Here is a 15539-nt window from a genome sequence, read left to right on the forward strand (position 1 = left end):
GAATTGAAGGGATATTATGATTATTATACAACCTAACACGTTATTCATTTGCTAAAATGACTCAATTACCAACGTTCTATCAATGCATACTATAGCTTTAAACACGCTACCGCCCTTTAGTCTTAGCGCAACACTCTACAGCGCAATAAGGGTCTTATTGTAATTATAGTTATTTGTTTTAATGTTTAGACAAAAGCCAAGCAGCGCGCATTATCCATAACTATGCAACAATAAGCAAAAAAATTATTTGGCTTTCTTTGCCTGAATAACTTTTTTTCACCAAGACTTGATTCCTGCCATAAAGCAATAAGCGTATCTCGCTATAGTTTGGCTTGATGTATCATTCTGTTTTATCTATCTTTCCGTCTCCCTCTATTACCAGTTATTGTTGGCTATTTTTACTTGGCGACTAATGAAATTAGTCTTATATGAAATTAATCCTCCTCGTTTTAAATTTAATTTGTTATATTGCCAGTACTAATTGATACTGATTAGTAAAACATCGATGTTTTAAAAGGATTAACTATGAAAAAGGGTATTACTGCTCTCGTTTTAGCTTTATTTGCTAGCTCAGCATTGTTTACTAGCTCTGCAATGGCAGTTGGTGAAGCAGCCGGTGCTGCTTCTACCTCTAGTGCTAGTGCTGGCGCATCTGGTGCAGCAGCAGCAGGTGGTACAGCAGCAGGTGGCGCAGCCGCTGGTGGTGTTGCAGCCGCTTCTGCAGTTGCAACTGGCGTTGCAACCGCGGTAGGTGTTGGTATTGCTTCAGTCGCTGCAGTATCTGCTGTATCTACTGTTGCTGACGATAGCCCAGCTGGTACCACAACAGGTACAAACTAAGCTAACACTTAGTAATTTAAAAGCCATCGATCTGTCGATGGCTTTTTATTATCTGCTTTTTGTAGTATAAGTTTTGCCCATCAGCTTTATTTTAATGGCTCAACTTGCCCATTTTAACCTATTGGATAACAGTAATTACCCATGAAAATCCTCGATATTCGTTATATAGCGCTGCGTTTTATAACATTGGCATTAACAGCGGTTTTCTTGGCTGGATGCACGCAAACTTACCAAGACATTTACTCTACCGCTAATGAGCTTACCTTTGGATCTCCCGATGGTAAAAAAACAGCGCAGCAAATCATCGACCAGCCCTATGCCAGCAGCCATGTTAATATTGATAACGGCGCACAGCTGTTTATTGTATTAGCGCTAGTGGAACCTTCCACTACTAACCCAGGCCAAAGCCAGCTTAAGTGGGCCAGCGCCGATTCTGGTATGCTAGTCACCGAAAATGGCCGTTTGGTTAAGACACTGCGCCTACCCACTGACAATTTGGCCGCAGTAATCGACCAAGATAATCGCGATCCACTAACACTTTCTGCTGCAAAACCTGCCCAACAAACCTGGCATGCCGTTTACGACTGGCAGCCAGACTACCGCTATAACTTTGAAGCAACCATGAATTGGCACTTTGTTGAGCAACAAACCATTCAGTCTACCGTTTGGACTCGAGAAGCTAATTATTACCAGGAAGAGGTTTATATTCCTGCTTTGGATACCTCGTTTACTAATCACTTTTGGTTAGATGCCGTTACTCATGACGTGATAAAATCTATCCAATTCATTGGTCCTGATATGCCTAGCGTCGAAATGACCATTCTTAAACCTTATGCCGGATAAATCATGCTGAATCCATTAAAAACCTTGTTGGCGAGCTTGCCTTTTATGGCATTTATCTCGCTCGCTACGCCAAGTGAAGTCGTCGCGCAATCATTAACCGTTACATTAGCTGATTATGCGCTGGAGTTATCTTATCCGCAGGCTACTCGGTTAGATCACATTCTGTTAGATTCGGAAAAGCTAACAAGCGATAGTGAGCACCCTCAGCCATTTTGGCTTGCGGCGCAATGGCTTGAACCTACGCGTAATGAAGAAATTGAACTAGAAAAAATCAAGATTTTAGAAAACTTGAAATTTCTAAGCCAGTATCAACCTGATCTGGCGCTAAAAGCAGAATCTATTCGCAATGTGCTTCAGAAAAACCAGTTTAACTACCGTTATTTTATTCCGTTGGACAAGGATATGGTTCGGCTCAAACCGGAGTTTAACCCGGCTTTACATGGCCATTACACCTTGCTCACCCCTGCCCGCTCTGAAATGATTTTTGTGGTTGGCGCAGGACAAACCATTACCCCCGTTACGCTGCACAGCATCCATAACCCATTGCACTACTTAAAGCCACTGTCACTACCTGAAGGCAGTGATCGCGATGCGATTTATATTATTCAACCCGATGGACATGTTAGCCAATTCTCTAACCCTATTTGGCAACGCCAGCGGGCTTATCTAGCCCCCGGTGCCATTATATTGTCTGGATTTGCCTCCTTGCCCAATGAATACGCGCAGCTCAACCAGCAGATCGCTGAATTGCTCAGATATATGCAACCTATTCAGCCCAATATGATTAAACAAGGGATTAATTAATTATGAACAATAACGCTTGTTTAGTTTCTCGGTCGTCTTTTACATTGATCCGTTTAATGGGCTCGGTTGGTTGTGGCCTTACTTTTGCTATTCCGGCTGTAACTTATGCCGACACATTTAATCCGCCTAGTTTGCAAACCTCGCAATCAGATTTTGGTGGCGTTGGCCTAATGCAAATGCCCACTGGACGGGTTGCGCCAGAAGGTGAATTTAATCTTGGCGGTACCTTTAACCAGGATTACTATCACGGCTTTATCTCGCTGCAGTTAATGCCTTGGCTGGAAAGCACCATTCGCTATACCCAAGTTGAAGATATGCTATTTAGTAGCAATTCGGAATACAGCGGCGATACTCGATACACGGATAAAGGTATCGACCTGAAGTTTAGGCTTTGGCAAGAGAGCAGCTGGTTACCTGAAACGTCTCTTGGTATTCGCGACATTGGCGGTACCGGGCTATTTGATGCGGAATACGTTGCGGCCACCAAACGCTTTAATAATCTCGATTTCACCTTGGGTTTAGGCTGGGGCTATTTAGGTACCCGAGGCAGTATTACCAACCCATTTTGCAAAGCTTCTGACAGTTATTGTAGCCGGGATGACACTTACAAAGCCAATGGCGGTTCGGTTGACTATGAGCGCTGGTTTACTGGCCCAGCGGCGATTTTTGCTGGGGTAGAATATCAAACCCCTTACCAACCTTTGCGCCTTAAGCTTGAATACGATAGCAACGATTACAGCCAAGATTTTCCGGTTACCAGAGGTGGAAAAGATTTAACCCCGCATACGCCTTGGAACGTCGGTGTTTTATACGATATTCCTGGCTGGGCCGATTTACGTCTTAGTTATGAGCGTGGCGATACGCTTACATTTGGTGTGAATTTACACAGTAATTTCAATCAAATGGGCACCAATTGGCGCGATAGTAAAAAAGTAGCGGTACAACCTAGAGCGACACGTTCTAGCGACACCACCGATTGGCAGCAAGTGGCTAAACAGATTAATGACAATGCTGGCTACGCACAAAATAGCATTTCTCAATCGGCAACCGATATTACCGTTAAAGGCGAACCAATTAAGTATCGTGACCTTGATATTGGCCATGAACGTATTGCAGCGATATTATCACAGCATCGTCCAGACGAAGTAAGCACTTACACTTTTGTTGAACAGAACCGAGATTTAGATTTAAATATCACTCGTTATGACGCCGATAAGTTCGAAGCTTACGCAACCCATCAGTACATTAATGCGCAGTTCTCGGATAGCAAGCTAGATGACAGCAAGCTAACTAATAGCGCACTGGCTGACGGAAAACTAACTGACAGCAAGCGAGAACAAGCTGCCGTTAATAATGATGCGACAACCACAGCAAGCCGCAACCAATCACAACCTTCGTCAACGTTACTGGCTTCTGATAACTCACCTATAAATTATGGTATTGCACCAAAACTGTCACAAAGCTTTGGTGGCGCTGAAGGGTTTTACTTGTATGCATTCGGTATTACCGGTAATGCCAGTTACCGTTTAACCAATAACATCGAGCTAAGCGGTTCACTGTATTTAAACCTATTTGATAACTACGATAAGTTTAACTACATTGACAATGACCCACATATTGACAACTTTGCTGTTCCGCGAGTGAGAACGCTGTTTAGATCGTATGTGCATGAAAATGCCCTACGAATGAATCAGCTCCAGCTAACCTGGTTCGATCAATTGAGCGACAATATTTATGTGCAAGGTTACGGTGGTTATTTAGAGTCCATGTTTGCTGGGGTTGGTGGAGAAGTGCTTTACCGTCGTGCCAATTCAAACTGGGCGATTAGTGCCGATGCAAACTTGGTGTCGCAACGTGACCCAAGCAGTTGGTTCTCTGTTTATTCCGACGATTACTACGAATTTGATTCTGGTTGTGACAATGGGGTTTACACCACTTCTTGTGCCGCTTATGTATTATCTAAAGGTACAACTGGCTTCGTTAACTTTTACTATATGCCGAAGTGGGAATTTGCTCGCAATACCCAATTCAAAATCGGTGTAGGCCAATTTTTGGGACAAGATAAAGGCGTAAGAGCCGATTTCTCTAAGCAATTTGATTCTGGAATTATTGCTGGCGCATACGCAAGTTATTCTGATCTAACGGCAGACGAATACGGTGAAGGTAGTTTTACTAAAGGTTTCTATCTATCGTTCCCACTGGATATTTTAACCGTTAAACCAAGCCGTCAACGTGCCAACATAAACTGGCAGCCTCTTACACGAGATGGCGGGCAGATGCTGAATAGAAAATATCAATTATTTAAAGTGACGGATTCGCGCTCACCATGGTTTAATAAACCCATAACCGAGTAATTTAATATAACGAATCAATCGTATACAAAACAGCCCGTATGTAAAAACAGTTAATACGCAAAAATAGCCCACGGCGGATAGAGACTCATAGTGAACTATCCGCCGTTTTTTTATAGGCAAAAACGCCCAACCAGCCATTCAATATTCAATATTCAATAAACTAGAACCTCACTTAATTGCTGTAAAAATAGCTATTCCGTATGATCGCATAAATAAATACGGTCTTCTGCCAACAATCAAATTTATATTAACTAATTAATTTAAAATGATTTTCACCAGAATTCACTTAACCACAAAAAATAATAATAATTATTCAGTGGAGCAAAGTGGCTTCCTTTGTTTCAATAAACTCGTCTAGAAAAACGAAATTGCCGATCATGCTTTTCGATTTGGACAACGATTTTTTAATTAATTAAACAACCATTTGTGTGGGCTTCAATAAAGTCATACATAAATAAAATCAAGTTTTAAGGAAATAGTTATGTTTATGAAAAAAGTATTGTCAATGTCAGTATTATTCGCTGTCACGGCTTCTGTTGCTCACGCTGCGGATCCAGATGCAAATATCGTATTTCGTGGTCTAGTAGGGAACAGCATCCCTGGTGATAGCTTAATTATTACTGGTAACAATGGTGCTAAGCAGATTGCTGACGGTGTTCTATTAGTTAACCAAAACGGAACATTTGAAACTCTAACGGCAGTAAAAATAGAAGCTAGAGAGTATGAACCTGCTGATGCGAGTGCTGGTACAGACGAAGTTATTGGAGACGTGGATCCAGACGCAACTTGGCGTGTAACGGGTATCACAACACTATTTGGTGCAAATACAAGTGCTCAAGATACAACTACCGTAACGGACACAGGTAAACAAGCTTTAGGTGAGTTTACCGTGGGTACACAACACGCTACACCGTCTGGTGAGTTAACTTTAAGTGTTCAGAATGAGACAGAAGTAACTGATGTTGAAGCCTACAACGCACTTACCGTTTCTGTTGCTATCACTGCAACGCCAGGCGCATAGTTTTTATCTTTAACCTGAGACTTACTATTCAATGAAGTTTCATCGTTAAAATTAAATATAGGCTCTTTTTCAAATAAAAAGGGTCTATATTCCTAACTTTAAGGTTTCAAAAAATGAAGTATGTCTTTCTACTATTTAGTGTCATGTTGTTTTGTAGTAATGCATATTCAACAGTAATAACGGAACAATTTTTTTTGACGACCACTATTGATAAAAATAGTTTTTTTTCCAATGCCATTACTCGCTTCGAATTCAAACCACACGCCTTAGCGTTAGTATATAACAACAATACTAAAACATTTAATGAGGCGTTTTCTGATTTAATCGTTGAAACAGATATACCAAAAACCAATACTGATATGTTTCTCGCGATAAGAATGACCGAAAATACAACTCAATGTTCCGATTTTGATAATTTAGTTATTTCTAATTCCGATGACTTAGCAATAATTCATCTAGAAGATGAATTAATGTCTCTCGACCAACCCGTAGATTTCCAGTTCAATGATGTTGTAAATGATAGTAAAGCGGCTAAATATAAAACAAGTATAAATTTTAAAAGCCTACCTGAAAATGCAATAGATTGCAGTGGGTCTGTCACCATGACATTGGAGTTTTCAATATGACAAAGTACTCCGTAACATACTCTTTTTTATTTATTTTAATTCTATTTTCTCGACTAGTGTATTCAAGTGTACCTTCTGAATTTATGGATCTATATGACGCAGCACAAAGAAGAGTCAACGTTATTGATGTGCAAGGTAGAGTTCATGCCGTAACCTTGAATGTAAGCTATGACACAACCACATTAACCTCACTAGAATCAGAACGAGAATTAACAAAAATTTTAGTCAGTAATAGTGTTTCAGACGCACTAATAGACGTTTTTATTGCTGATTTAAAAAAAGGAATAAAAAACGATCAGCTTTGTGCAAATGATCCCAGTAAATGCCGTGAAATACCGGATGTATATTCACTGTATTATGATTACTACACGAATAAACTTCACTTCCGAGTTAACCCTAAATATGTAGAGTTAAGCTATAACAACGAGGAGCTACAATACGCTAGTGCATATAATGAAAATAACGCTCTTATTAATAGTGTGAACATATATGCAACGGCTGACAAAGATTACACTAACTTTAGTTTGTACGATAAAGTAATTGTTGGCCTACCTTATGGCCATATATCATCAGAAATCAACTATCGATCGAGTGAAAGTTATCTTGATATTGATGAGTTTCTTTATAATTTGGAATTTGATAATTATAAGCTAACCACTGGATATACAAATAATAGGGTTTCATTTAATGCTACAGATTTTCTAATTAATGATGTAAAAAATGGCGAATGGTCGCTTGATTTTGGCACATCAAAAAATTTGGTTTTGTCTGGCCCTGCTTCAGTACAAAAGATATTTTATTTTTCTCCTAGTAATGGCGTACTGACTATATATAGGGATGACAAAATAATATTGCAAAAAAACATTAATCAAGGCCAAGGCTTTATTACTAACAGCGACTTACCCTTTGGTCGTTATGATATAAGAATGGTTATCTATTCAGGTACAGAAATTGTTAAACAAGAAATTCGGTCTATTTACAATACCCACAATGATTCATTGCAAGTTAAAGGTGTCGATTTCAGAACAACCGTTGGTACATACGAAGATACTAACTCTGACTTGTTAGGAAGTATTGACGCGGAAAAATTTAATGAAGCAGAATTCGATGAAGTAAATGCATATGTTGTTGGCGAACCGTTCGTGCGTGGTCTGCTCGCTTATAGACCGGTTGATTTTATCACTATTGGTGGTGGTGTCTCTTTGTCTAACGTAGGCAATTACGTCAACTTTGGGAGTAAAATTTATCTCCCATATCAATCTCAAGCAACAGTGAGTGCCTATATTTACGATGATAACTCATCCCAGTTTGAAGCCAGTTTAAATTTTAAAAACTGGACGGCATCTGTCGAAAATTTTGATGTTTCAGGAGAAGATGATCTCTCATTGTCGCAATATATGTTTAATGAATCTGATTATTTAAAATATACCTTGGCGACTAACGTTTCCCTAGGAATGTCAAAATTTGGTTATCTTTCTTATAATTATATTGATCAAGAAGGGAGTGGCTACTTTGGTGGGTTTAAATCCACTTACCTGTCTGGCGGTGTATCTTTCAATACTGCTGGAAATTCGACAATAGATATCAATGGTAGTTACGATTTTTCTGGTGAGCAACGCGACGACCTGTCTCTAAGTGTTGTTTGGTCTGTTCCACTATCCGATTCGGTTACCGGAAGATCAACAGTACGCACGACAGAATCGGGAATAACCCAAATTAGTGCGGGATTGACAACCGACGATTTAGTTGAAGATCAAGATATTTATGCCAATGCACAAGTAACGCAAAATTATTCGAGTACTCATCCAAATAATTATACCTCCGTTAGTTCTAATGCTCAGGTGACGAAAGAGCCATTCACGGCTGGAGCTTATGCTTATATGGATACTAGTGGTGAACGCTCCATTAACGTTAATTTAAGTAGTTCTCAAATAATTACAAAAAATAAAAATCTCTATTTAACGAAAGATAAAGCAGAGTCATATTTAGCCATAAATACCGAGAGTAATATTCGTTATGATCAGGAATCGGCGAGTAGAGGATTATTAGTTATAGACCGAAATGGTAATCAACAACAAAAAGAAATACTTTACGCCGATCGTTCTATTAGTGCGCTTAGAAGCTATAGCTCTTACAATTCTTACTACGATGCGGAGAGTGTCGATCTCTATAATGTAGGTGATCGATCTGCGCAAGCATATAGTTTACCTGGCACCGTATTAGAGCTTGAACCTAGTATTACCAAAGTCGTGACTTTTATTAGTGGATTTAGAAATATATTCAATACTCCAATCAATGATATCGAGTGCGTTGGTACTGGTTGTGTATCAATGACAGAATTAATGGATGGTATCTATAAGGTGTCTGTTAGAGAGGGTCAACGCTTTTCACTGATAGGTAATGAAGAGATCTGCTTAATTCCAAGCATAGACGATGCTGATGTTTATAATTTCGGCGATAACTATTGTATTCCAGACATTGAATTACTTGCTTACAACAACTTGAAAGTGAGTAGTAATCAGTCTCAAATTTTATTTTTAGGCGAATACGATAACAGTTTTGATCAATATATTTCTAAAGCAGACATCGATGCGATCTCTAGAGAGAACATTCAAATATTGGAACATCCAATAGGAAAAAGAAATTTTGTTTATGCGTTAATTAGTCCATCCCACTCGATAAGTGAAAAAGTGAAAAATACTTTTGAAACTATGAGTAGACACGCTAAAACAAACAAAATTATTGATGCTGAATATGCATTGTCAAATTAATAGAGTGAATCAGATGAAATATTTATATTCTACCCTGCTGTTTATTATTGCAGCACCTGTACATGCGTTAAAAATTGATTCCATGCTCACCACTGCCGATGAGTATGGAAACGGCGTTTTCACCTTAACCAATGAACTTAACACCACGAGTTTTATAACATCAGAAATTGATAAAATTGATATTGTTGATGGGGAAATAGTTAAAACAGCTTACAACAAGGATAACCTGAATGACTGGGAGATTACCGTCACCCACCCTAAGCTAATTTTAGAATCTGAACGTGTTAAACAAGTGGGTATTCGCTCGCTTTGTGGTAACCAATGTAATTTTGAACAAGATAAAGTGTACCAAATTACTTTTTCTCCTGTGCCATATGTAGAAGATCCAGAGAAACAAGACGCACCAGTTTTGGCTATAAACTTTGGCTATTCTCCACTGTTCGTGATACCCGCAAAAGAAAGTAAAGTAGCGTATGACATGACTTATAAGGGCGACAAAATATTGGTAAAAAACACTGGTAATACCTATATCCGGTTTATGGTTAGCAAGTGTACTGCAAAACTCAATGTTAAGTGCCAGTCCTCTTACACATCGCTATCAGGAAGAATAAAGGAATTTACCGTACCAGAATATTTACGCGATGAACAAATTGAAGTCATGGTAGTTAATCATGATGAAACGTATAGAAGAAAATTATCTTTTGTAAAAGGTCAATCTCAAACATTAGGCGAATAAAATATGAATAAAGTCGTCGTTATTTTTCTTGGATTAATCAGTCATTACGCATTCGCCTTCAACATGGAGGGCGAACTGATTGGTCATCAAATGAATTGGCACAACGCCTTTTCAAGTGGTGAAAATCGCCTTATTGCCAGTGAATGGTCGATTGTTACCGGCTTAGACCCAACCACACAATGGATACCAGGTAACGCGGTTGCGAGTACTAATTCCACCAGCATAGCGTTAACGAGTGGAAGCGATACTGTCAACGTCGATTTAGGCATTGTAGGTATCGAATACAATACAGGCCAAGCCAATCCAACTAGCGATTCACTGTTCATCAGTTCTGGTTCAGCTTGTACCTCTAGTAGCTATAGTTCACCGATCGTGACAATAGAAAACACAACGGCTAATGCAGATTGCAGAGCGAATTTTTCATTGTCAAATTCGGCACGTGTTGCGCCTTTCTATTTTTATCGTCCAATTATTGAATGGGACAATGAGGACCTTTTCGAAGCTTTTACAAATAGAGATAGCGGTGTATATATTGGCGTAATGCCGATAACGATTCGATATTATTATAAATCAAGTGGTGGAGTCGCCACTTACCATCAAATTCAAGAAACCCTCACTGTCCAAATCGATTTTACCGCCAGTTATTTAACTTCGATAGAGGTCACCGGTGATGGCGTAATGGAACCAATATATGACACGACCAATAGGACCGTTTCTGGAGACACGACATTTGATATTAAGGCAACCGGATATTTTGCCGAAGGTCTATCGTTGGAATTAGCGAGCTCAGATCCATTTAACTTGATTGGCAACAAATATAAGGTCCAAATTCCTTATTCAATTACGTGTGAGGGATGTACAGACGCTGTAATCGTTTCGGAAGGTTCACGTCAATTAACCACCACCACGGTAGAAACAAACGGGGGAAATCCACAAGAACTTAATTTTCGATTCAAAGTTCATTACGACGATATGTCAGCTCAAGATGTCGAAAGTGATTTTTACTCAGGAAGTTTCATTGTTTTATTTGAAGAGATATTGTAATGACTAAAATACTACTGCCCATTGGGCTTACCAGCATATTATTTTGTTCGAACGTATTTAGTGCCGACCATGATTACGTCAATGATGGCGATGCATCTTTCGGACTGTACACTGGACACGTAAACTCTAGAAATACCGAAACAGATGTTAATAACTCCAATATTGGCTTCGGTATAAATGCTAGCTATTATTTTCTACCCTATTTAGGTGTTGATATTGGTTACGGTTATGCACATGATATTTATGCAGAGGATGATTTTGAACATTTAGATCTGCAGCTAAAAGCACGATATCCTCTATCTGATTATGCAAATTTGTCAGTCGGCGTAGGTAATGCTCATCACTTTAACCTATCAAGCTTCGACCAAGTTTCAGATGATAAATTTATGCTTAGTGTTGGTGTGGATTATTTGATCAACCCTTCTTTATCGTTCAATGTTGGCTATGCATACTATGACTCGCCAGTATCAACACATAGCAGCATTAATTCACTCAACTTTGGTATTAATTATCATTTTGGCAATCAATATAAAGATGTAGTGGTAAAAGACTACCAGCCTGCACCAAGCAAAATCGTTGTTGTAAAAAAGGAAGCGCCTGTAGAACAAAAGGTAAAAGAAATTGCGCCAATAATTGAAGAAAAAGCCGTGACATGTCAAATGAATGATATAGATTTTGATTACCGCGTTAAAGAAGGCGATTGGCTATATAAAATTGCTTTTGCTCATGACATGAGCCTTGATGAATTAGTCGAACGAAACCCTAAACTTATTAACTCTAATTTAAACCTAATTTATCCGGGTGCGCGACTAAATGTTAGAGAAAAAGTGAAAATTTGTAAGTAATTAAAAGATAGTAAATACTTACTTTTTACTGCTAAGTAGTAGCGTTCAGAACCGCATTGACAGCAGGTTAATGCGGTTTTTTATTCTTCATATCCCAAACCCAAAGCAATTCCCAAGAAAGCAATTGATCTACTCTATGTAAGCACTTTATCCAACGATAGCGTTTATTCGCCCAACGGATACCTTTACTAAAAAGTGGTCCCTTCTCAAACACCCAAGAATCACGTTTATCTAACAATTGAAAAATGGATAGATCATACACTTTTGACAAGCCTATTTTGACTCCTCGCTGCAATAAAACATCTTTATAGATTTTATTTCTATACATAAATGCTTCCGAGCTGCTTGAGTATTCAGATAAAATATGTAAACACATAACATCCTCTTTTAATACGTTATACCAAAAACCTCGGGATGCTTGCTGAAGAACCCTTGGTAGATCAGGAATACAAACACTTAAGGGGGCAATTTGAAAAATAAAATGGCCAATAATCTGGTCATTAACATCAAACACCTCATATAGCTCTATATTTGAAATTTGTTCGCGCCGAAAATTAGATTCTAACGGCTCGTCAAAACAACGGGCATGAATGGGGGTATAACGTTGGATGTCTTCTTCTGTTAATGTTGTCTTTTTTGTTTTTTCTGGGGCTAACGCACCAATAAATGGCGTGGATAAACCTGGATGTTGAACACTAAAGCGCTTATCAATAATGCGTTCGATTTGTTCTGCTCGGTTATCATTCAAACTAGTAAACACCATATCTTCAATATACTGGTACTCATTTAACAAACATAATATTTTCACTATCTTGGTTAAATTCGGTGTTGTGCTTCCTCTCTCCCATCGACTATATGTATTGACATCTAAATTAGCGAATACGCTGTCCTGAGACAATCGTTCAACCACCTCACTCTGGGTTAGGTTATGTAAAGTTCTATAGTTGATTAGAATCTGTGTCAGTTGCATATTTCACCACATAAGGAGGCTCAAGTAAGAATGTGTTGGTTAAGTACATCTTAATCGTCTTTTGGGTCATTCGCAAAATTGAGTGGATGTAAACGAAAAAAAGTTGCAACTAAGTCGCAACTTTTTTATTTATGCTAACGTTTTTTACTTAGCAACGAGCTATCGATGGATCAACACAAGCTATCTATTCGACACAGACTATCTATTCACCATATTGTGTTCGAGTAATTATCTGAATCGCACGTCCATAGGGATAATCATAAGTAATAGGATCACCATAAAACCAAAAACCGATCATTTCATAGCCATCTTCGATCTCAAACGTTTCTGTTATTGGGTTAAAGTAGTTAGAGGAAATACCGTCACCTCCACAACTAAAAGTTGAACCATCACGATAGGTAATGAATAATGCGTGCAATACCGTTTTATCTTCATTGCCACCATATTCTTGATTGCCACCATATATATAACCGCCTGTTGTAATATCTAGTTTTGCAATACTGAGCATTGGTATACGATTAAGCACGCCGCCGTCACCGCCGACTAATTTATCGCTTCCATCTTCTTGAACGGCTCCCATCGCATCAACCACATCGCCACATCTTAAAAGAAGGGTGGGATCGTCACCATACCCGTGAAATTCATAGGATTCAGAATCTGGGCGTATCTCACCATATAATTTGGACACAATTTCATCTTGAATGTAAAAACGAGAACTGGCACTTATGGAGGAATCACTAGTTGCCTGTACCGTGATATTCCCTTCACTCGTTGTTGTATTGGTGGTTAAAAGACCGGAATTATCAACCTCCAGAAGAGAATTATTATCGGTAGACCAAGACCACATAGAATCCGAATTGTCACCTATATATCGGAACCAGTTGCCGTGTAGCTTATACTCAACATTCAATTGGTAATCACTTAAAAGGAACAGTTCACCACTTTCAACTATCCGAATCTCCATATCCGATTGACTGACGTTTACTACACAAGCAACCAGTTTTCCCGTCCAAGGCGTTACCGTCTCTTTTTCGCCTGTTGCGAGATCATGAGTGACAAACCCGATATCGCTGTCGACCGTTGATGACCAATATGAGTCTTGCACAGACCATTTGGCGTTACTCGCATAAATAGACCCTTCTTGACTATACAAACTCGTGAGTTCATCACTTGTCGGCAAGCGACCGCCCATACTTTGACACAAGCCATCAGCATTAGCCCATGCAAGTAATGGCTGCTCATAACCATTTACTGCTGTTGACCCATCACCGATCACCGATCCAGTGGTTTCAACCCTAGCATCTTCCGCTTGTTCGGTATTAATTGGTGCTAAAAACAAAATGTCATCTGCTGTAACAAACACATCTTGAAGTTGTGAAACCACTTTAATTTTGATCAAACCAACGGCTAAACCACCTTTGTGATCGGAAAGGGTATAAGCCACAACATAGTAGCCTGGTGCTGACGCTGAAAATTGGAAAGTAGAATTAACTAGATTACCAAAACTTGACTCAATAGGTGCATTCGCCATAGCAGAGGCATTGAAGACTCGTGCGTCAGTCAGTTGAAGAAAATCGCCATCGACATCTTTTAGATAGTGTTTAGTCGTTACCCTATCTGTCATTAGATATACGCAATCAGGAGACAGTTGCGTATCACAATTTTTGATGACCGTGCCTTGGTTATCTACTAGGCCTGGTTGAAAATAATCGGTAATATCTATTTCGATGGTTGTGTTAGCTTCAACATCAAAATAACCTATCCCATCATAACCTAATGAACTTGAATCATACGCACCATGATAAAAATCAAAAGTAGGGGGAATATGATTTTCAGTGTAAGTCGATACGGAAATAAAAATACTACCTACACTTAAATTACCACTAGAATCAGTGAAAGTGTAAATCAAACGAGAGACACCTACCTCATCCTCACTGCTGCTCGCAGTAAAATTAATGGTATAATTAGTAACATCAACATCGGTAACCGTACCCGCCCCAACAACAGAAACACTTGACTGTAAGGTTAGGTCGGTTGGGTTATCAAGAACAATGCTTAATTCTTCGCCGAGTTGAATACCGTAACTTATCGGTGTTAAATCGGTTAACGTTGCACTCTTTTCAATCATGGCAACTTGTAATAAGCCTTGTTGCTCAACCGTCCTATTTACATCACTAATGGCGTACTGATAAACACAAACCCCTTGACTTTGAGCGTCAATGGTAACCTTTGATGCATTTAACTGAATATTGTTACACTGAGCATTATTTTCAACACTGGTCACGTCTTGCAATACAACGGGGCTATTATCACTAGAGTGAATTGAGTTAGCGATATTTATAACGGCGGTATCACCTTTATATACATAAGTTGAAATATCATCAGTATAGAGTATTAAGTCTGAAACCAATGAGGGATTCGTAACCGAGTCATCATTATTATCTGAACTGTCTCCTTGACCACAACCAAGCAAACTTTGAAAAAGAATGATAACCAAAAAAAAACGACAAGCTTTAATCACACTATACATCATAGATATTATCTCAATAATTATTGAAAGATACATTTACATAAATAAATCAACAGACACTCATCAATAATTTTCATCAATGAATCAACCTACATTAATACATTTTATTCTGTTATTAAGGTTTGCTTCATTAGAATTAAATATGTCAAAGTACT

The 15539-nt window shown here is 38.8% G+C and carries 12 protein-coding genes; 10 read left to right on the forward strand and 2 right to left on the reverse strand.

The genetic code is table 11. The features are described from left to right. Positions 1-525 precede the first annotated feature (525 nt). From ACLKML_RS04525 to ACLKML_RS04570, 10 genes are all read left to right on the forward strand, one after another. The gene (locus ACLKML_RS04525; protein WP_413282536.1) at positions 526-840 is read left to right on the forward strand and encodes a hypothetical protein; all 315 of its coding nucleotides are present in this window, start codon (positions 526-528) and stop codon (positions 838-840) included. Between the two features lie 141 nt (positions 841-981). Continuing rightward, positions 982-1683 carry a YjbF family lipoprotein gene (locus tag ACLKML_RS04530; RefSeq protein WP_413282537.1) on the forward strand — a complete coding sequence of 234 codons (702 nt, stop codon included), beginning with the start codon at positions 982-984 and terminating at the stop codon, positions 1681-1683. A 3-nt stretch (positions 1684-1686) separates the two neighbouring features. Beyond that, on the forward strand, positions 1687-2487 hold the full coding sequence (locus tag ACLKML_RS04535; protein ID WP_413282538.1) for a capsule biosynthesis GfcC family protein: 801 nt from the start codon (positions 1687-1689) through the stop codon (positions 2485-2487). Between the two features lie 2 nt (positions 2488-2489). Further along, on the forward strand, positions 2490-4841 hold the full coding sequence (locus ACLKML_RS04540; protein WP_413282539.1) for a YjbH domain-containing protein: 2352 nt from the start codon (positions 2490-2492) through the stop codon (positions 4839-4841). Between the two features lie 481 nt (positions 4842-5322). Continuing rightward, on the forward strand, positions 5323-5862 hold the full coding sequence (locus ACLKML_RS04545; protein WP_413282540.1) for a hypothetical protein: 540 nt from the start codon (positions 5323-5325) through the stop codon (positions 5860-5862). A 113-nt stretch (positions 5863-5975) separates the two neighbouring features. Beyond that, entirely contained in the window at positions 5976-6488 is a 513-nt protein-coding gene (locus ACLKML_RS04550; protein ID WP_413282541.1) for a hypothetical protein, read from the forward strand. Further along, positions 6485-9259, forward strand: a complete 2775-nt coding sequence (locus ACLKML_RS04555; RefSeq protein WP_413282542.1) for a CS1-pili formation C-terminal domain-containing protein — start codon at positions 6485-6487, stop codon at positions 9257-9259. The genes ACLKML_RS04550 and ACLKML_RS04555 overlap by 4 nt, the downstream gene beginning before the upstream one ends. A gap of 13 nt (positions 9260-9272) precedes the next feature. Further along, positions 9273-9995, forward strand: a complete 723-nt coding sequence (locus ACLKML_RS04560) for a hypothetical protein (RefSeq protein WP_413282543.1) — start codon at positions 9273-9275, stop codon at positions 9993-9995. 3 nt (positions 9996-9998) lie between these two features. After that, positions 9999-11039 (forward strand): hypothetical protein, encoded by a 1041-nt coding sequence (locus tag ACLKML_RS04565; RefSeq protein ID WP_413282544.1) that lies wholly within the window; start codon positions 9999-10001, stop codon positions 11037-11039. Next, positions 11039-11884, forward strand: a complete 846-nt coding sequence (locus tag ACLKML_RS04570) for an outer membrane beta-barrel protein (RefSeq protein WP_413282545.1) — start codon at positions 11039-11041, stop codon at positions 11882-11884. Before ACLKML_RS04565 ends, ACLKML_RS04570 begins: the two co-directional genes overlap by 1 nt. A 67-nt stretch (positions 11885-11951) precedes the next feature. On the opposite strand, the gene ACLKML_RS04575 is transcribed toward ACLKML_RS04570, so the two are convergent. Together ACLKML_RS04575 and ACLKML_RS04580 are read right to left on the reverse strand one after the other, a co-directional pair. After that, positions 11952-12854, reverse strand: a complete 903-nt coding sequence (locus ACLKML_RS04575; protein ID WP_413282546.1) for a helix-turn-helix domain-containing protein — start codon at positions 12852-12854, stop codon at positions 11952-11954. A gap of 202 nt (positions 12855-13056) precedes the next feature. Beyond that, positions 13057-15387, reverse strand: a complete 2331-nt coding sequence (locus ACLKML_RS04580) for a beta-prism lectin domain-containing protein (RefSeq protein ID WP_413282547.1) — start codon at positions 15385-15387, stop codon at positions 13057-13059. Positions 15388-15539 lie beyond the last annotated feature (152 nt).

This window comes from Vibrio sp. MA40-2 (assembly GCF_047302445.1).
Taxonomy (GTDB): Bacteria; Pseudomonadota; Gammaproteobacteria; order Enterobacterales; family Vibrionaceae; genus Vibrio.